Genomic DNA, 17,591 nt, shown 5'->3' with positions numbered 1-17,591 from the left:
AAGCTGTCGGCCCTCCCCGCAGGAGAGGCCCATCGCGCTGCCCTGGCCGACGCCGATGCAGATGGTCGCGAGGGCGTAGGTGGCGGGACGGGCGGCGCTGGAGCGCGCCGCCGCGTGGCCACACCGCGCGCCGTCAGCGGTGCTGCAGGGGTTCGCCGCCGAGCTCGGCGGCTGAGGGCCGCATCGTCTGCGCCCGCAGGCGCTGCGCCCTCGCGAGGCCGCGCGCCTCCGCGGCGCGCCCTCGCGCCTCCGCGGCCCGGCGACGCGCGTCCTCGGCCGCCACGGCGTCCGCGGCGTGCCGCGGGACCACGCCGAGCGACGCGGTGACGAACCGGTCCGGTGCCGACGCGGTGGCCGCCAGCTCCTGGCTCTCGGGCGCCAGCAGCCAGCCGTCGTCGTGCCGCTCGACGACGCCGCGCTCGGCGAGCTCGGTGAGCGCGAGCGTCACCGTCGGGCGCTGGGCGCCGACGAGCGAGCCGATCGCCCCGTGCGTGAGCGTCAGGGGCACGAGCACCCCCTCGTGCGTGACCCGGCCCCATCGCTCCGCCAGCAGCCAGAGGAAGGCGACGATCCGCGTGTCCACGCGCGGGAGCTGGCTGATCGACTGGTGCACGAGCGCGCGGTCGGCCCAGGTCGCGGCCCGCTCGACCATCCGCGCGGTGAGCCACGGCCACCGGCGCGCGGCGGCGAGGAAGCGCTCGTCGAGCACCACGAGCCGCGTCGTCGCCGCCACGCGGCAGACGCACGCGGCGGACGCCCCGCTCGGCTCCCCCGGGGCGAGCGGCAGCACGTCGCCTGGCCCGATCAGCTGCGTGGTGACCCGCCCGCCGAGCAGCGACTCGCGGGCGATCATGCCGTCCAGGACCAGGCCGGCGAACGGGCCCATCGCGCGCGCGGCGAGCAGCGCGGCCGGATCCCACATGCCCGGGGACAGCAGGGCGATCGGCGTGACCGTCAGCCGGGTCGCCTCGGCCAGCTCGTCGGGCGGGATGCCGCGGCCGAGATCCGGGTCGGCCTCCAGCAGCCGCACGCCCACGCGGGCAGGGCTGGCAGGCACGTCGATGGGTGCGGTCGCGGTCACGGGCGTTTCCTCCAGAAGGACGTGTCTGGGGAGTCACCCAGCGCCCGTTCAGGATCGCCGCTGCCTCACCGTTCGACACGATCGAGAGCGCGCAGTGACACGCCGATGACCGTCAGTCAGAGGATACTGCTCTCGTCCAGCACGAAGACCTCGAGGATGATGTCCGGGTCGAACATGACCTGCGACTGGTAGTTGGCGACCTTGCGCCCGGTGACCTGCTCGACGGTCGCGGTGAGTAGGTCGGCCATCTCGTTCTCGTAGACCTGGCGGAAGTGCCGCACGACCTCGTGGTGCCCGCGATCGATCAGCGTCCGCTCGGCGGTCGTCATCCCACCGCGCATGACGACGAAGAGCAGGTCGTCGACGAGGTACGACTTCGCGCGCGTCGGGCCCTTGCCGAACTGCTCCTTCTGCACCCGGACGACCTCGTCCGAGAGCCGCGAGAGCATCGTGGCCTCGTGCTCGCTCACCCCACTCCCCGTACCCGCGCGCCGTCACGTCACACGTGGGGCGCGCGGGACGCAGCAGGTCAGGCCTCCGCGAGCGCGGCGCGCGGCGTCGCCGCCGCGGGCGCCGGCGTGGGCGCGTTCTCGACGCCCGAGCGCAGGTAGACGATCACCGTGATCGACAGGCAGACCACGTAGTAGGCGAGGAAGCCGTACAGCGCCAGCTCCGGCCCGCCCGTCGCGCCGATCGACTCCTTGAACGCCTGCGGGATGAAGAACGAGCCGTAGGCCGCGACCGCGCTCGAGAAGCCGAGCACCGCCGCCGTCTCGCGCAGCGCCCGCGGCCGGTCGTCCGGGTACATCGCGGCGAACACCTTCGGGACGATGCGGAACACCGAGCCGTTCGCCATGCCGGCCAGGACGAACAGCACCAGGAAGCAGCCGAGGAAGAACGCGAACGAGCCCGCGTTGAGCGCCGCGATCAGGCCGGGGACGACGAGCGACATGCCCGCGAACACCGCGACCGTGACCCGCGCCCCGCCGACGCGGTCCGCCAGCCAGCCGCCGAACGGCCGCGAGATCGAGCCGACGAGCGGCCCGAGGAACGCGTAAGTGAGCGGGTCGTAGCCCGGGAACTCGCCCTTGATCAGCAGCGGCATCGCGGCGCTGTAGCCGATGAAGGAGCCGAACGCGCCGATGTAGAGCATCGTCAGCAGCCACGTCTGGCGGTGCTTCACCACGACGGCCTGGTCGGCGAACGTCGACTTGAGCCCCGCGAGGTTGTCCATGTACCGCCACGCGCCGTACGCGGCGAGCAGGATGAACGGCATGTAGACCAGGCCCGCGTACTCGAGGTGGAGCGCCGCGCCGCCGCCGATGACGATCACGACCGGCACCATCTTCTGCGCGACCGCGACGCCGATGTTGCCGCCGGCCGCGTTGAGCCCGAGCGCCGCGCCCTTCTTGGACTGCGGGTAGAAGTACGAGATGTTCGCCATCGACGACGCGAAGTTGCCGCCGCCCAGGCCCGCCGTCGCCGCCGCGAGCAGCAGCGCCCAGTAGGGCGTCGTCGGGTCGGTGACCATCCAGGCCAGCAGCGCGGTCGGGATGAGGAGGAGCAGGGCGCTCACGATCGTCCAGTTGCGGCCACCGAAGCGGGCAGGGGCGAACGTGTACGGGAAGCGCATCGTCGCGCCGACGAGGCCCGGGATCGACACGAGCCAGAAGAGCTGGCTGGTCGAGAGCGAGAAACCGACGTCGTTGAGCTTGACCGCGACGACCGACCACAGCTGCCAGATCGAGAAGCCGAGGAACTCGGCGAAGATCGACCAGCTCAGGTTGCGGCGTGCGACCTGCTTGCCGCCCGACTCCCAGAAGTCCGTGTCGTCCGGTTCCCAGTGGGTGATCGTCGCTGAAGGCATGTCCGGATCCTCCGCACGCGCCGTCTCCGCACCGTGTCGCTTCTGTTTCGGCTGTGTCACGGGCCCCGACGGGCTGTGTTTCAGCCGAGCAGCGCGTCCAGCGTCGCGGTGGCCCGGCCGTCGTCGAGCACGCCCGCGGCCGAGCGCAGGGCCGCGGCGGGCTCCGGCGCGACGCCCGACGCGATCAGGCGGACGGCGGCGGACAGGATCACGGCCTGGCGGGCGGCGCCGTCGTCCTCCCCCGCGAGCACCGCGCGGGTCAGCTCGGCGGTCGCGACCGGGTCGCAGTCGCCGCGCAGGACGAGGCCGAGCTGCTCGGGCAGCTCCAGCGGCCCGCCGCGCAGCGCCGTCGCGGTCGGGCGGCCGGGCCGCAGGATGTCCGAGCCCTCGATGCCGCGCATCGCGATCGCCTCCTCGGCGCCCAGCCGGTCGAGCGCGCCGAGCAGCTTGCCCGCGTAGCCGCCGTGCGTGTGCCCGACGACGAACCGCTTCGCGCCGAACCAGTCGACGAGCTTCTCGGCGCTGTGGATCGGGCCGCGCAGGCCGACCTCGTCGCGCACCGCGGCCAGCGCCTCCCACCCCGGGAGCGCCTCGCCGACGTGCACGACGCTCACCCCCGCGCGCGCGAGCATCGCCGCGGACTCCTCGACCGCCGGCCGCAGCGGGCCGCCGAGCGCGTGGAGGACGTCGACCGCGGTCACGCCGTGCTTGGGACCGAGCCGGATGCCGCACGCGGTGACGACCGACGCGCCCGCGGCCGCGGCGCAGATCGACGCGGCGAGGCCCAGCGGCGGCGCGTCCGCGATCCCGTCGAACGCGCCCGCGGAGACGACGAGGTGCGCCGCCCGGGACGGCGGCGCGGGCAGCTCCACGGCGCGGTCGCGCAGCGCGGCGCCGACGCCCGCCAGCTCCTCGGCCGCCTCGCCCTTCACGCGCAGCCCGATGAGGAACGCGCCCGCCTGCGCGGGTGTGACCTCGCCGTCGAGCAGCGCGCCCGTCGCCTCGCGCGCCTCCTCGAAGGTGAGGTCGCGCGAGCCCCGCGGCCCGGTGGCGACCGCCTTGATGACCGTGCGGAAGCCCGTGTAGCCGGCCTTCCCGCGGGTCGGGGGCGTGCTGGTGGTCATGCGTCCTCCCTCCGTGATGCGTCGAAGCGGTAGCCCACGCTCCGCACCGTCGTGATGCGCGCGGCGTGCTCGGCGCCGAGCTTGGCCCGCACGCGCCGCACGTGGACGTCGACCGTCCGCGCGCCGCCGTAGTAGTCGAAGCCCCACACCCGGCTGAGCAGCGCCTCGCGCGAGAACACGCGGCCCGGGTGGGTGACGAGGAACTTGAGGAGCTCGTACTCCTGGTACGTGAAGTCGACGGGCCGGCCGCCGATCGACACCTGGTACGTCGCGAGGTTGACCTCGAGCGTCCCCACGCGCACGACGTCGTCGTCGGGGACCCCGCGCACGCGCCGCCGCGCGCGGGCGATGCGGGCCCGAAGCTCCGCCGGACGGAGCGGGAGCACGATCAGCTCGTGGCCCTCGTGGACGGTGGCGCCCGAGTCGAGCTCATCGTCGTCCACGGCGACCACGAGCGGCACGTCCCCCAGGTCCTCGTCGCCCTCCAGGCGCGCGCACACGTCCGGATCGCCCAGCACGAGCGCCACGTCCGGCGGGCGCGCCGGGCCGCCGCCGTCGCCCTCGGGCCGCAGCGTCCCGTTCGCCGCGACCTTGCGCGGCGCGAAGCCCAGCTCGGCGAGGATGCGCGAGGCCTCGCGGGCGGCCTGCTCCGAGGCCGGCCCCGCGCTCTGCGGCTCGATGTAGATCCAGGCCTCGCCCATGCGCGTCTACAGCAGCCGGAGGTACCGCCGGTGCTCCCAGGGGCTGATCGAGCCGTGGTAGTGGTCCCACTCCAGGCGCTTGTTGCGGACGACGAGGTCGACGAGCCGGTCGCCGAGCGTGTCGCGGGCCAGCTCGGACGCCTCGAACAGGTCGGTGGCGCGCCGCAGGTCGAGCGGCAGCTCGGGCGTCTCGTCCTCGTCGTCCTCGGGCGGCAGCTGGTAGCCGCGCTCGATGCCGCGCAGGCCTGCCGCCAGCACCAGCGCGATCGTCAGGTACGGGTTGGCGCCCGGGTCGGGGGAGCGCAGCTCGATCCGCGTCGCCGTCTCCCGCTCGGGCCGCGTGGCCGGGACGCGGACGAGCCCTTCGCCGCCGGCGCGGGTCCACTGCACGCGGGTGGGTGCCTCGAACCCGTGCGCGAGCCGCTTGTACGAGTTCACCCACTGGTTGGTGAGGAGCGTCAGCTCGGGCGCGTGCGCGAGGACGCCCGCGAGGAACTGGCTGCCACGTTCGGAGAGCGGGCGGTCGCCGCCGGGGTGGTGGAGCAGGTTGCGGTCCCCGTCGAAGAGCGACAGGTGCAGGTGCATCCCGCTGCCCGCGTGACCCTCGAGCGGCTTGGGCATGAACGTGGCGAAGAGGTTCGACTCCGCCGCGACCTCCTTCACCGCCAGCCGGAAGGTCGTGATCGCGTCGGCCATCGAGAGCGCGTCGGTGTGCGCGAGCTGGATCTCGTGCTGCGACGGGCCGACCTCGTGGTGCGACGCCTTCACGGGGATGCCGAGCTGCTCGAGGTGGTCGATCGTGCGGCGGCGGAAGTCGCTGCCCTCGTCGAGCGGCGTGAGGTCGAAGTAGCCGCCGTGGTCGAGCGGGACGGGCGGGGAGTCGGGGGTGCGGGTCGTGTCCTCCGGGAACAGGAAGAACTCGATCTCCGCGCCGACCTGCGCCGTCCAGCCGAGGTCGGCGACCGCGGCGAGGACGCGCTGGAGGGCGGTTCTGCTGTCGGCCGCGAAGGGCTGCCCCTGCGGCTCGCGGATGGTGCAGAACATCCGCCCGGTCGGGACGTCGCGCCACGGCAGCAGCGCGAAGCTCGTCGCGTCGGGGAAGGCGATCACGTCGCGCTCGCGGACGCGCGCGTCGGCCTCCAGCGCGGAGCCGTCGATGCCCACGCCGTCGTTGAGCGCGGCGTCGACCTCGGAGGCCGGGATGGCGAGTGACTTCAGGACGCCGAGGCAGTCGACGAACCACAACCGGACGAACCGGACGCCGCGCTCCTCGACGGTGCGCAGCACGTATGCGTCATGCGGACCCATGAGTAGGTCACGACGCTAGGTGCGGGAGGGCGATCCATCATTCGCCCCGGGGTCGGAACTGATTCGCCCCGGTGTCGAGCGCCGTTCATCAGCTCGAAACAGTTCCGTCGATCTCGGGAAACCGCGCCCGGCCAGAGTCTCCGCCGTGGCCGCCGAGCAGCTGACCCTGTGCCCCTACTGCGGGACCGGCTGCGGGCTGTCCGTGACCGTGTCCGAGGGCCGCGTCGCCACCGTGCGCGGGGACGCCCGCCATCCGGTCAACCGCGGGCGGACGTGCCGCAAGCCGACGGAGCTGGGAAGCGCCGTCCACGCGGCGGACCGCGCGGTCACGCCGCTCCTGCGCACCTCGCGGTCGCTCCCGTTCGAGGCGGTGTCGTGGGACCGCGCGCTCGGCGACGTGGCCGCGCGACTGCGCGCGATCATCGACGAGTCCGGCCCCGACGCCGTCGCGTTCTACATCTCCGGCCAGCTGCTGACCGAGGACTACTACGCCGTCAACAAGCTGGCGAAGGGCTTCCTGGGGACGAACAACGTCGACTCCAACTCGCGCCTGTGCATGTCGAGCGCGGTCGCGGGCTACACGGGCGCGTTCGGGAGCGACGGGCCGCCGCCGGCGTACGCGGACCTCGAGCACGCCGACTGCCTGCTCCTTCTCGGCTCCAACACCGCGGCCTGCCACCCGATCGTGTGGAGCCGCATCCGCGACCGGCAGGCGGCGGGCGCGCGGGTGATCGTCGTCGACCCGCGGCGGACCCCGACCGCCGCCGCGGCCGACCTCCACCTGCCAGTTCGGCCGGGTACCGACCTGCCGCTGCTCAACGCGATGCTGTGGGTGCTGGAGCGCGATGGGCTGATCGACGAGGCGTTCGTCGAGCGGCACACGAGCGGGTTCGCCTCGGCCATGGAGGTCGCGCGCGAGTGGCCGGTGGAGCGGGCCGCGGAGGTCTGCGGCGTGCCGGCGGCGGACATCGAGCGCGCGGCCGAGCTGTTCGGCGCCGCGGGCGCCGCGATGACGCTGTGGTCGATGGGCGCGAACCAGTCGACCGTCGGGACGCTCAAGAACCGCGCGCTCATCAACCTCTGCCTGGCGACCGGCAACCTCGGCCGCCCGGGCGCGGGGCCGCTGTCGCTGACGGGGCAGCCGAACGCGATGGGCGGCCGCGAGGTCGGCGGGCTCGCGCATCTGCTCCCCGGCTACCGCAAGGTCGTCGACGCCGAGGACCGCGCGGCGATGGAGGCGCACTGGGGCCTGCCGGCGGGGACGCTGCGCGACACGCCCGGCTACACCGCCACCGAGATGGTCGACGCGCTGCTCGACGGGCGCGTGCGCGCGGTGCTGGTCGCGGCGACGAACCCGATCGTCTCGCTCCCCGACGGCGCGCGGGTGCGGGAGGCGTTCGAGCGCGCAGAGCTCGTCGTGGTGCAGGACGCGCACCACCCCACCGAGACGAGCGCGCTGGCGCACGCGGTGCTTCCGGCGGCGGCGTGGCCGGAGAAGGAGGGCTCGATGACGTCGTCGGAGCGGCGCGTCGGGCTCGTCCGCAAGCTGCTCCAGCCGCCGGGCGAGGCCCGGCCGGACTGGGAGATCTACGCCGGCCTGGCGCGCGCGCTGGGCTTCGGCGACGCGTTCGCGTGGGGCTCCGCTGCGGAGGTCTACGACGAGTGGGCCCGGTGCACGGCCGGCAGGCCGTGCGACGTCACCGGGCTGTCCCATGAGCGACTGCGGCGCGAGGGGTCGGTCCAGTGGCCGGCTCCCGCGTCGCCGTTCGACGGCTTCGCCGAACCGGGCCCGCCCGCGCCCGTGCGCCTCTACACCGACCTTCGTCCGCCGACGCCGGATCGGCGCTCGCAGTTCGCGCCGACCCCGCACGCCGACGTCGCCGACCCGCCCGACGCCGACCACCCGCTCCTCCTGACCACGGGCCGCCTGGCGGACCAGTGGCACACGATGTCGCGGACCGGCAAGTCGCGCGCGCTGCGGGCTGCGGCAGGCGTTCCCACGGTGACCGTGCACCCCGAGGACGCGGCGGCGGCGGGGCTCCGGGCGGGCGACCAGGTCGTGCTGCGCTCGCGGTGCGGCGAGGTGCGGGTCGAGGCCGTCGTGGAGGACTCGGTGCCGCGCGGGGTCGCGTTCACCCCCTTCCACTTCGGCGCGCTGCACGCGCCGCCCGGCGCGGGCCAGACCAACGCCCTCGCCCACGCCTCGGTCGACCCGGTCTCGAAGCAGCCGGAGTTGAAGGCGATCGCGGTCTCCGTGCAGCGAACGACGAGTTCGACTCGGAATGCGGGTCGAAAGCGTCGTTCGTCGCGGCTGGTGGTCGTCGGAACCGGGATGGCGGGGCTCGCGACGGTCGAGGCGGTGCTCGAAAGGGATCCGGCGTGGCAGGTCACGATGCTCGGCGAGGAGCCCGGGCCGGTCTACAACCGCATCCTGCTCTCCAAGCTGCTGGCCGGCGAGTGCGGGCCGGGCGAGCTGGAGGTCAAGCCGCTGTCCTGGTACGCCGACCGCGGCGTCGACCTGCGCGGCGGCTCGCCCGCGACCGCGATCGACACCGCGCGCCGGGTGGTCACCGACGTGAGCGGCGCCGAGCACCAGTACGACGCGCTCGTGATCGCGACCGGCTCGCGGCCGTTCGTGCCGCCGATCGCGGGCTCGGAGCTCCCCCACGTCGGCGTCTTCCGCACCCGTGCGGACGTCGCGGCGCTGACCGGCACGCCGGTGGCCGGGCGCCGCGCGGTCGTGCTCGGCGGCGGTCTGCTGGGGCTCGAGGCCGCGGCCGGGCTGCAGGCGCGGGGCGCGCGGGTGACGGTGGTGGAGCCGGCGCCGCGCCTCATGGGCCGCCAGCTCGACGCGACGGCCGCGCGCATCCTCGCGCGGGCACTGCGCGGGCGCGGGATGATCGTCCACACCGGCGTGCTGCCCGAGACCATCGAGCCCGAGCGCGTGCGGCTGGCCGACGGCGAGGAGGTCGCCGCGGACCTCGTCGTCGTCGCGGCCGGCGTCCGGCCCGAGGTCGATCTGGCGCGGGGCGCGGGCCTGCCGGTCGAGCGCGGCATCGTCGTCGACGACACGCTCCGCGCGGGCGCCGCCGACGTCTTCGCGGTCGGCGAGTGCGCCGAGCACCGCGGCATGGTCTACGGCCTGTGGGCGCCGCTGGCCGAGCAGGCGCGGGTGGCGGGCGCGACGATCGCGGGCGACCCCGCGGCGTTCCGTCCTCAGACCGTCGCGACCGTCCTGAAGGTCGCCGGCATCGACGTCTACGCGGGCGGGATCGCGGACGCCGACGAGGACGCCGGCCAGGACGAGATCGTCACGCGCGACACGCGCACCGGCGTCTACCGCAAGCTCGTGCTCGACGGCGACCGGCTCGCAGGCGCGCTGCTGATCGGCGACGTGGGCGACGCGCGCCGCTGCACCGCGGCGCTCAAGTCGGGCGAGGCGGCCGACCCCGCGCTCCTCGCCGGTCCCTCCTCCTCCGACCCCGCCGCGCTCGACCCCGACGCGACGGTCTGCTCCTGCAACGCCGTGACGGCCGGGGAGATCGACCGCGCGATCACGGCGGGCGGCCTGACGACGCTCGCGCAGGTGGCCAACGCGACCCGCGCGTCGACCGGCTGCGGCGGGTGCTCGAACGAGGTCCGTGCGCTGATCGAAAGCCACCGTTCATCGGCCCGAAACACAACGGAACACGACGGGAAACCGGCCGCGGCCACGATGGCGCCATGACGGTTTCGGAGAACGGAAGCAGCGCCCGGGGCGTCGTCGTCGTCGGCGGCGGGATCGCGGGCCTGGCGGTCTGCGAGGCGCTGCGCGACCGCGACGCGCTCACGCCGATCACGCTCGTGTGCGGCGAGTCGCAGCTGCCCTACGACCGCGTCCGGCTCTCCGAGATCCTCGTCTCCGGCGCGTCGTGCGAGTCGCTCCAGCTGCGGCCGCAGGAGTGGTTCGACGACCACCACGTCACCGCGCTGCTCGGCCGCTGGGTCGAGGCGGTCGACGCCGACGCCCACACGGTCACGCTCGACGGCGGCGAGACGCTCCCCTACACGCAGCTCGTCCTCGCGACCGGCTCGAACGCGCTGATGCCGCCGCTGCCCGGCATCGACCTCGACCACGTCCACCCGTTCCGCGGCCCCGAGGACTGCGACAACATCCGCGAGGCGGCCGCACGCATCGGCGACGGCGGCCGCGCGGCGGTGATCGGCGGCGGCCTGCTCGGGCTGGAGGCCGCGCGCGGCATCGCGTCGCAGGGCTGCCCCGTGACGGTCGTCCACCTGATGGACCGGCTGATGGAGCGCCAGCTCGACGCGGGCTCGGCCGGGATGCTCCAGGACGCGCTGGGGATGGACGTCGAGCTCAACCGCTCCACGAGCGAGATCACCACCGGCGGCCTGGTCTTCGCCGACGGCGACACGCTCGACGCGCAGCTCGTCGTGGTCTCGATCGGCATCAAGAGCGAGACGACGCTCGGCCGCGCCGCGGGGTGCGAGGTCGGGCGCGGCATCGTCGTCGACGACGCGCTGCGCACGAGCCTCCCCGACGTCTTCGCGGTCGGCGAGTGCGCCGAGCACCGCGGCATCGTGTGGGGCCTCGTCGCGCCGATCCTCGAGCAGGCGCGCGCGTGCGCCGCGGCGATCGCGGGGGACCTGGAAGCCGCCTACCGCGGCTCCATCCCGGCGACGAAGCTCAAGGTCGCGGGCATCGACCTCTACACGGTCGGCGACGCCGAGGGCGACGCGCAGGCCGTCACCGCGGACGCGACCGCCGGCGTCTACCGCAAGCTCGTGCTGAAGGAGGGCCGCGCGGCCGGCGCGATCCTGCTCGGCGACCTGCGCGGCGCCGAGGCGCTGGCGGCGCTGGTCCGCAAGGGCGCCGACGTACCCGACCCGCTCGACGCGCTCGTCACCTCGCTGGAGGCCGGGCCGGCGGAGATGGCGGACGACACGCAGGTCTGCAACTGCAACGGCGTCTGCAAGGGCGACATCATGCGCGCCGTCACCGACGACGGGGCCAAGACGCCGCGCGAGGCGATGGCGATGACGCGCGCGGGCCTGGGCTGCGGCTCCTGCAAGCCGCTGGTGGTGGACATCGTCGCGCTGGCGGCCGGCGGCGAGGTCGTCGACGAGCCCGCCTACCTGTGCCCGTGCAAGAAGCAGACGCGCGAGCAGCTCGCGGCCGAGATCCGCGAGAACGGCTACGAGTCGGTCACCCAGGTGTCCGAGGCGTGCGGCACCGGCCGCGACTGCGGCGCGTGCAAGCCGGCGCTCGCCTACCTGGTCTCCGAGGTCAACGCGAACCGCCACCGCGAGGAGCGCCACGCCCGGTACATCAACGACCGCGTGCACGGCAACATCCAGAAGGACGGCACGTTCAGCGTCGTCCCGCGGATGGCCGGCGGCGTCACGACGCCCTCCGAGCTGCGCCGCATCGCGGACGTGGCGGAGAAGTACGAGATCCCGCTCGTGAAGGTGACCGGCGGCCAGCGGATCGACCTCCTCGGCGTCCGCAAGGAGGACCTGCCGAAGGTCTGGGAGGACCTCGGGATGCCGTCCGGCTACGCCTACGCCAAGGCGGTGCGCACGGTGAAGACGTGCGTCGGCGCGGACTTCTGCCGCTTCGGCCTGGCCGACTCGATGGGACTGGGCGTCGAGATGGAGAAGGCGTGGGAGGGCCTGCACACGCCCGCGAAGGTCAAGGGCGGCGTGTCGGGCTGCGCGCGCAACTGCGCCGAGGCGACGATCAAGGACATCGGCCTGGTGGCGGTCGGCGACGACAAGTGGCAGATCCGGATCGGCGGCGCGGCGGGCGGCAACGTCCGCGAGGCCGACGTCCTCTGCACGGTCGACTCGCGCCGCGAGGCGCTGCGCGTCTGCACGACGTTCCTCCAGCTGTACCGCGAGGAGGCGGACTACAAGGAGCGCACCTACGACTGGGTGCCGAAGGTCGGCCTCGACTACATCCGCGAGCGCGTCCTGGAGGACGAGGCGTCCGCGGAGGCGCTGCGCGAGCGGTTCCGTCTCGCGAAGGCCGCGACCGTCGACCCGTGGCTCGAGCGCGCCGAGCCGTACCACCCGAACCAGTTCACCGACCTCGACGGGGACGAGCCCGACCTCGCGCCCGTCGGACCGCCTGCCGGAGGCCACGCATGAACCTCACGTTCGCCTGCCACGTCGACGACGTCCCGCCCGGCGAGGGCCGCGCGGTGACGCTCGACGGCCGCCGCATCGCGGTCTTCCGCACCGCCGCCGGCTGGTTCGCGATCGACCACGCCTGCCCCCACGCGGGCGGCCCGCTCGCCGACGGCATCGCGGCGGACTGCTCGGTCATCTGCCCGCTGCACGAGCGGCGCTTCGCCCTGGACACCGGCGCGCCGATCGGCCACGACGGGCCGCCGGTCGCCGCACACCGGGTCGAGGTCCGCGAGGACGGGCGCGTGCTGGTCGAGCTCGCGCCCGTCCCTGTCGCGGAGCCCGCGGTGCCGGTCGCCGCTTAGCGCGTCTCCCGCTCCTGCTTGGCGTCGGGCGACGCCTCCCAGAAGACCTTGATGAGGTGCGAGTCGTCGTGCTCGATCTTGCGGGAGATCGCCCACAGCTCCACCGGCTCGTCGCCCTCGTTGCGGTGCGAGCGCGGGGTCTGCGGCGCGACGCGAGCGACCGAGCCGGCGCGCACGGTCTGGATGGTGTCGCCGAACCGCATCGTCAGCGTCCCGCGCGCGACGACGTAGAGCTCCTCGACGTCGTCGTGCGTGTGGCCGGTGCCCTGCTCGAAGTCCGAGTGGGGCGGGATGCGGATCAGCGTGATCGCGAGCTGCTCGCTGCCGAGCGCCGGCGTCAGGCGCCGGAACTCGCCCGGCACGGTGGTGTCGGCGTAGCTGTCCTCGACGTCGTCCGCGTGGACGACGGTGAAGTCGTCGTCGGGGGCCATCCGACGACGCTACCCGGTCACAGCATCCGCGCTCGCGTCACTACAGAGGTGGATGGACCTCGATGCCCTCTACCGGAGCGACGCGAAGGCGATGCTCACGTACTTCGTGCGCCGCACGTACGACGCGGAGCTCGCCGTCGACCTCGTGGCGGAGACGTTCGCGCGGGCGCTCGAGCAGCGCCACCGCTGCCACGGCGAGGCGCGCCCGTGGGTGTGGGGCATCGCGCGGGTCGTGCTGCTGGAGACGCTGCGCAAGGGGCGCACGGAGCTCAAGGCGCTGCGACGGGTCGGCATCGAGCCTGCCTCGCTGACCGAGGAGGAGCGGCGCCGCGTCGAGGACCTCAGCGAGCTGGAGGAGCTCCGCGGGCTGGTCGGCGAGGCGCTGACCCGGCTGGCGGAGGACCAGCGCGAGGCGGTCCGGCTGCGCGTGGTCGACGAGCTCGACTACCCGGACGTCGCCGCGCGGCTGGGCGTGAGCGAGCAGGCCGCGCGAGCGCGCGTGTCGCGCGGGCTGCGGGCGCTGGCTGCCGCGCTGGACGGAGCGGGCGCATGAGCGGCGGCGCGGACCGGACGCCCGACGAGCTGCTCGACGAGCTCGGCACGAAGCTGCGCGCGGCGCGGGTAGCGCTCGACGGGCACGGCGGTGGCGCGGCCGCGGCGGCGGCCCGGCGGCGGCGCGGGCTCCGGCGGCTGCTGCGGCTCTCCGTCGCGGTGGTCGCGGCGAGCGCGCTGGTCGGCACGACCGCGGTCGCCACGAACCAGATCTGGGCGCCGGCGCCCCCGGCTGCGCTCGACCACGGCGCCGACGCCGGGACGCCGGTGTGGGTCACCACGGCGGAGGGCGGCGCGCTGCGCGTCAGCGCCCGGCCGTGCGCCGGGGCAGCGTGGCCGGCGCTGTCCGTGCGCGTGCCGAGCGGCGGCGCAGGCCGCAGCTGCGACGCGGCGCGCCTGGCCGTGCCGCGGGTGGAGCGCCACCTCGACGCGGCCCGCGACCGGACGCTGCTCTACGCCGCCCTGCCCGCGACCGCCGCGCGGCTGGTCGTGCGGACGCGGGCGCTGGAGGGCGCCGCTGACCGCGCGGCGGCGGTGTCCGTCCCGGCCACGGCGGCGCCCGCCGAGGCGACCGAGCGCGCGGGGCTCCCGGACGGCCTGCGCTACGCGGTCGCGGCCGTCCCGGGCCTCCGCGACCTCGCGTCCGCCGAGGTGATCGACGCGGACGGCGCGCGGGTGCTGAGCTGCGGCGCGGACGGAGCGTGCCGGTGAGCCGCCGGGTCGTCCTCGTCGCGCTCGCGCTGCTGTGCGTGGGCGGCGGCGTCGGCGTCGCGCTGGCTCTCGCGGCGCCGGACGAGGAGACCACGCGCGTACGCACGACGACCGTGCCCGTCTTCGGCTTCACGCCCGTCTTCCGCATCCCGCGGTGCGTGCGGGTCGAGCGCGTCGAGCACGCCGAGCTCGCGCGCGGGCCCGCTCCCGTGGCGCTGACCGCGCGGCTCGGCCTGCTCCGCCGTCCCGCGACGCCGGCCGACGCGCTCGGCGACGACGCGCTCGCGCTGCTGCGCACACTGCCCTTGAGCGGCATCCACCTCGACGCGGCGCGCCACCTGCCGGACGCCCCCGGCAGCAAGGAGCGGTGGGCCATCCCGATCGCGGACACGCGGCCGTCGACGCGCCTGGACCGGCGCTGCCTGGCCGAGCTGGGCCCGAAGCGGCGCGCGTCGGTGCTCGAGCGCTACGCCCGGCTGCGCGCCCGGCCCGCCGACCCCGGCCTGCTCGTGCTCACCCGCGGCGGTGAGCAGTACTTCGGCATGGTCGCGCTCAGCCGCATCCTGCGGGGAGGCGGGTTCGCCGAGCGGCCGTGCCTCGGCCCGCGCGGCGAGCTCCTCGGCCTCGACGGGTTCATCCCGGACGGTGTGAGCGAGATCCACGCCGCGTTCGCCGGCGGGCGGCGCGTCGACGCGACCGTGCAGGACAACACGGCGCGGATCGTGCTCCCGCGCTCCGAGCGGGGCGCGCTGCGCGAGCTCGTCTACCTCGACCCGGGCGGGAAGGTCGAGCGGCACGTCGCCTTCCGCCGCGCCGGCGTGTACGCGGGCGTGTGCGGGCCGCGGCCGCAGATCGCCGCCGGCAGCCCGGTCGCGCCGGCGCCGGCGAGGTCGCCGCAGGGCGGCGTCGTCGAGCAGCGCACGGTCGAGGCGTTCATCATGGACGCGCCCGCGCTCCAGTCGGTCGTCCGCCCGCCGGTGCCTCGCGCGCGGTGCGTCGCCGTCGGCACGCCGCTCCCGCGCACGGCTCCCGCCGCGCCCGGCATCCGCCCCGACGGCGCGACGCAGCAGTGCGCCGTGCCCGGCCACGTGCGGGCCCAGACGTTCGTCGCGGGGCTGGCGCGGCGCGACGACGGCACGGTCGTGCTGAGCGGGTTCGCGGCGTCGCGCGTGCGGTGGATCCAGGTCAAGGGCATCTGGCCGCGGCTGACCTCGACCGCCCGCCCTGGCCCGAGCGGCGCGTTCTTCCTCGCGATCGGCCGCCCGCACCCCGACGGGCTCACCGTGGGCGTCCGGGCGGCGGTGCACGCGAACCCGACGATCTACACCCCCTGGCGCAAGCTGAGGCTCGCGCCCGGCCGGGCGCCCGGCCCGCACGTGATGCCGGAGAGCGTCAAGGCGTTCGGGGTCTTCGCGCGGCCGCGGACGCTGGCCGACGCGTTCCCCGTCCGGTTCGACGTCCTCGGCCGGCGGGGCGACCACGGCGCGCTCGCCGGGAAGGTCGACCTGCGCGGCGCCCGGCGCGTCGCGCGCAGCGACGTGTGGGTCGTCCCGGGCCGCCAGACCGTCTGCGTGATCGTGCGGCCGTCGCTGACCACCGCGTCGGTGTCGTGCGGGCCGGCCGCGGCCGCGGCGCGCGGGCAGCTGCGGCCGGCGTGGGGGAGCGAGGTTCTCGCCCACCTCCTGCCCGACGGCGTCACCGGCGTCGAGGCGGACTACCGCGGCCGCCGCGGCGGTCCGGTGCCCGTGCGCGACAACGTCGCCCTGATCCCGCGGCGCGGGGACGCCGACCCGGTCGCGCTGCGCTGGATCGCGGCCGACGGCACGCCGCAGCGCGCGACCTTCCGGTGACCGTCAGCCGCGCGCGGCGCGGCGGCGCTCAGGTCACCAGCGGGGCGAGGCAGCCGAGGATCGCGGGGTCGAAATGACGCCCGTCCTCCTCGTGCATCGTCTCCAGCGCCTCGTCGACCGACCAGGCGGGGCGGTAGACGCGGTCGCTGGTGAGCGCGTCGAAGACGTCCGCGACCGCGACGATGCGACCCGCGAGCGGGATGTCCTCGCCGCGCAGGCGGCGCGGGTAGCCGCTGCCGTCGAAGCGCTCGTGATGCGTCCACGCGATCGTCGCGGCGAGGTCGAGCAGGCGGCCGCCCGAGCCGGTCAGGAGCCGGTGGCCGAGCTCGGCGTGGCGCTCCATCTCGGCCCGCTCGACCGGCGTCAGCCGGCCCGGCTTGCGGAGGATCGCGTCGGCGATCCCGATCTTCCCCACGTCGTGCATCGGCGCCGCGAGCCGCAGCTGCTCGATCTCCGGCTCGGGCAGCCCGATCGCGCTCCCCAGCCGCGCGCTGAGGTCGCCGATCCGCTCGATGTGGCCGCCGGTCTCGTCGTCGCGCAGCTCCACCGCGCGCATGAGGCGCTTGATCGTCTCGCTCGTGCGCTCGCGGACGAGCAGCTCGAGGTGCTCCCGGTGGCGCCGGTTCTCCCGCTCCAGCGCCTGCCGGTGCAGCACGCCGCGGACGCTGATCACGAGCTCGTTCGGGCTGAACGGCTTGACGAGGTAGCCGTACGCGCCGTGCTCGACCGCGGCGTGCGCGACGTCCGGGTCGTCCGCGCCGCTCATCATCAGCACGGCGACGTCCGGATCCAGCGCGCGCAGCTCCCGCACGAGGTCGACGCCCGAGCCACCGGGCATCTGCACGTCGCACACCACCAGCGGCGGGCGCTCCGCCCGGAAGAGCGCGAGCGCCGCGGCCGGCCCGTCCGCGTCCGAGCACGCGTGACCGGCGCGCTCGAGGATGCGCCGGACGACCGCGCGCATCGGCTCGTCGTCGTCGACGACCAGCGCGGCGAGACGTGGGGATCCGGGCTCCGTCACCGTCAACCGGCCTCGATCATGGCACGAAGCTCGCACGGTCTACGCGCCGGGAACCGGAGCGCGGACGGATGACCGACTAGCCGAGGGCTTCGGCGAGCTCCGCCACCTGGCGGCGCAGCCCGCCGCAGACCAGGTCGCACAGCTCGAACACGATCGGGTCGACGATCTCGTAGTACGCCGACGTGCCGCGCTTGGTGCGCGAGACGATGCCCGCCTGCAGCAGGACGCCGAGGTGCTTGGAGACGTTCTGCTGCGACGCGCCGACCCGCTCCTGCAGCTCGCCGACCGGGAGCGGCCCGTCGCGGAGCTGCTCCAGCAGCCGGATGCGCATCGGCTCGCCCAGCACGCGGAAGCGCTGGGCGACGATCTCCACGACGGGGTCGGGGAGCGGGTGCAGGTCGTCGGCGGGCGACGCGGCGCTCACAGCTCCACTGTACCGCCGTCCGGTTGT

The 17,591-nt window shown here is 75.0% G+C and carries 15 protein-coding genes; 6 read left to right on the top strand and 9 right to left on the bottom strand.

Annotated elements, in window-relative coordinates:
• Positions 1 to 133 precede the first annotated feature (133 nt).
• The 6 genes from AC1UE5_RS07800 to AC1UE5_RS07775 all read right to left on the bottom strand — a co-directional run bounded on the left by AC1UE5_RS07800 (position 134) and on the right by AC1UE5_RS07775 (position 6,081).
• Entirely contained in the window at positions 134 to 1,081 is a 948-nt protein-coding gene (locus AC1UE5_RS07800) for a Crp/Fnr family transcriptional regulator (RefSeq protein ID WP_482921848.1), read from the bottom strand.
• A 116-nt stretch (positions 1,082 to 1,197) separates the two neighbouring features.
• Entirely contained in the window at positions 1,198 to 1,551 is a 354-nt protein-coding gene (locus tag AC1UE5_RS07795) for a Na-translocating system protein MpsC family protein (RefSeq protein WP_482921846.1), read from the bottom strand.
• A gap of 59 nt (positions 1,552 to 1,610) precedes the next feature.
• A complete protein-coding gene (locus tag AC1UE5_RS07790) occupies positions 1,611 to 2,948 on the bottom strand; it encodes an MFS transporter (protein WP_482921844.1) in 1,338 nt (445 codons plus the stop codon).
• Between the two features lie 80 nt (positions 2,949 to 3,028).
• A complete protein-coding gene (locus AC1UE5_RS07785; protein WP_482921842.1) occupies positions 3,029 to 4,072 on the bottom strand; it encodes an anthranilate phosphoribosyltransferase in 1,044 nt (347 codons plus the stop codon).
• Positions 4,069 to 4,773, bottom strand: a complete 705-nt coding sequence (locus AC1UE5_RS07780) for a winged helix-turn-helix transcriptional regulator (RefSeq protein WP_482921840.1) — start codon at positions 4,771 to 4,773, stop codon at positions 4,069 to 4,071. Before AC1UE5_RS07780 ends, AC1UE5_RS07785 begins: the two co-directional genes overlap by 4 nt.
• A 6-nt stretch (positions 4,774 to 4,779) precedes the next feature.
• On the bottom strand, positions 4,780 to 6,081 hold the full coding sequence (locus AC1UE5_RS07775) for a glutamine synthetase family protein (RefSeq protein ID WP_482921838.1): 1,302 nt from the start codon (positions 6,079 to 6,081) through the stop codon (positions 4,780 to 4,782).
• A gap of 145 nt (positions 6,082 to 6,226) precedes the next feature.
• Here AC1UE5_RS07775 and AC1UE5_RS07770 point away from each other — a divergent pair, with 145 nt between their 5' ends.
• From AC1UE5_RS07770 to nirD, 3 genes are read left to right on the top strand one after another with little or no spacing between them, the layout of a single operon-like run.
• Positions 6,227 to 9,808 (top strand): molybdopterin-dependent oxidoreductase, encoded by a 3,582-nt coding sequence (locus tag AC1UE5_RS07770; RefSeq protein ID WP_482921836.1) that lies wholly within the window; start codon positions 6,227 to 6,229, stop codon positions 9,806 to 9,808.
• Positions 9,805 to 12,231, top strand: coding sequence for a nitrite reductase large subunit NirB (gene nirB / locus AC1UE5_RS07765; protein ID WP_482921834.1), 2,427 nt, complete (start codon positions 9,805 to 9,807; stop codon positions 12,229 to 12,231). The genes AC1UE5_RS07770 and nirB overlap by 4 nt, the downstream gene beginning before the upstream one ends.
• Positions 12,228 to 12,575: a nitrite reductase small subunit NirD gene (gene nirD / locus AC1UE5_RS07760; protein ID WP_482921832.1), complete on the top strand. Its 348-nt coding sequence runs from the start codon at positions 12,228 to 12,230 to the stop codon at positions 12,573 to 12,575. Before nirB ends, nirD begins: the two co-directional genes overlap by 4 nt.
• On the opposite strand, the gene AC1UE5_RS07755 is transcribed toward nirD, so the two are convergent.
• Entirely contained in the window at positions 12,572 to 13,006 is a 435-nt protein-coding gene (locus AC1UE5_RS07755; RefSeq protein WP_482921830.1) for a cupin domain-containing protein, read from the bottom strand. The genes nirD and AC1UE5_RS07755 overlap by 4 nt on opposite strands.
• 52 nt (positions 13,007 to 13,058) lie before the next feature.
• Here AC1UE5_RS07755 and AC1UE5_RS07750 point away from each other — a divergent pair, with 52 nt between their 5' ends.
• Genes AC1UE5_RS07750 through AC1UE5_RS07740 form a run of 3 tightly spaced genes read left to right on the top strand, consistent with a single transcriptional unit; the run spans position 13,059 to position 16,119 of the window.
• On the top strand, positions 13,059 to 13,559 hold the full coding sequence (locus AC1UE5_RS07750) for an RNA polymerase sigma factor (RefSeq protein WP_482921828.1): 501 nt from the start codon (positions 13,059 to 13,061) through the stop codon (positions 13,557 to 13,559).
• Positions 13,556 to 14,269, top strand: coding sequence for a hypothetical protein (locus tag AC1UE5_RS07745; RefSeq protein ID WP_482921826.1), 714 nt, complete (start codon positions 13,556 to 13,558; stop codon positions 14,267 to 14,269). Before AC1UE5_RS07750 ends, AC1UE5_RS07745 begins: the two co-directional genes overlap by 4 nt.
• On the top strand, positions 14,266 to 16,119 hold the full coding sequence (locus AC1UE5_RS07740) for a hypothetical protein (RefSeq protein ID WP_482921824.1): 1,854 nt from the start codon (positions 14,266 to 14,268) through the stop codon (positions 16,117 to 16,119). Before AC1UE5_RS07745 ends, AC1UE5_RS07740 begins: the two co-directional genes overlap by 4 nt.
• 28 nt (positions 16,120 to 16,147) lie before the next feature.
• Here the strand turns inward: AC1UE5_RS07740 and AC1UE5_RS07735 are convergent, their stop codons facing one another.
• Both AC1UE5_RS07735 and AC1UE5_RS07730 read right to left on the bottom strand, forming a co-directional pair.
• Positions 16,148 to 17,140 (bottom strand): HD domain-containing phosphohydrolase, encoded by a 993-nt coding sequence (locus AC1UE5_RS07735; protein WP_482921822.1) that lies wholly within the window; start codon positions 17,138 to 17,140, stop codon positions 16,148 to 16,150.
• 76 nt (positions 17,141 to 17,216) lie between these two features.
• Positions 17,217 to 17,564, bottom strand: coding sequence for an ArsR/SmtB family transcription factor (locus tag AC1UE5_RS07730; RefSeq protein ID WP_482921820.1), 348 nt, complete (start codon positions 17,562 to 17,564; stop codon positions 17,217 to 17,219).
• Between the last annotated feature and the right edge of the window lie 27 nt (positions 17,565 to 17,591).

The organism is Parviterribacter multiflagellatus (assembly GCF_056863265.1).
This window is presented reverse-complemented; position numbering and strand designations above follow the sequence as displayed.

What these genes read in the sequence shown, in the direction of transcription:
- AC1UE5_RS07790 (WP_482921844.1), bottom strand. Translation starts at nt 2,948, where the DNA reads ATGCCTTCAGCGACGATCACCCACTGGGAACCGGACGACACGGACTTC.
- AC1UE5_RS07785 (WP_482921842.1), bottom strand. Translation starts at nt 4,072, where the DNA reads ATGACCACCAGCACGCCCCCGACCCGCGGGAAGGCCGGCTACACGGGC.
- AC1UE5_RS07780 (WP_482921840.1), bottom strand. Translation starts at nt 4,773, where the DNA reads ATGGGCGAGGCCTGGATCTACATCGAGCCGCAGAGCGCGGGGCCGGCC.
- AC1UE5_RS07775 (WP_482921838.1), bottom strand. Translation starts at nt 6,081, where the DNA reads ATGGGTCCGCATGACGCATACGTGCTGCGCACCGTCGAGGAGCGCGGC.
- nirB (WP_482921834.1), top strand. Translation starts at nt 9,805, where the DNA reads ATGACGGTTTCGGAGAACGGAAGCAGCGCCCGGGGCGTCGTCGTCGTC.
- nirD (WP_482921832.1), top strand. Translation starts at nt 12,228, where the DNA reads ATGAACCTCACGTTCGCCTGCCACGTCGACGACGTCCCGCCCGGCGAG.
- AC1UE5_RS07755 (WP_482921830.1), bottom strand. Translation starts at nt 13,006, where the DNA reads ATGGCCCCCGACGACGACTTCACCGTCGTCCACGCGGACGACGTCGAG.
- AC1UE5_RS07750 (WP_482921828.1), top strand. Translation starts at nt 13,059, where the DNA reads ATGGACCTCGATGCCCTCTACCGGAGCGACGCGAAGGCGATGCTCACG.
- AC1UE5_RS07745 (WP_482921826.1), top strand. Translation starts at nt 13,556, where the DNA reads ATGAGCGGCGGCGCGGACCGGACGCCCGACGAGCTGCTCGACGAGCTC.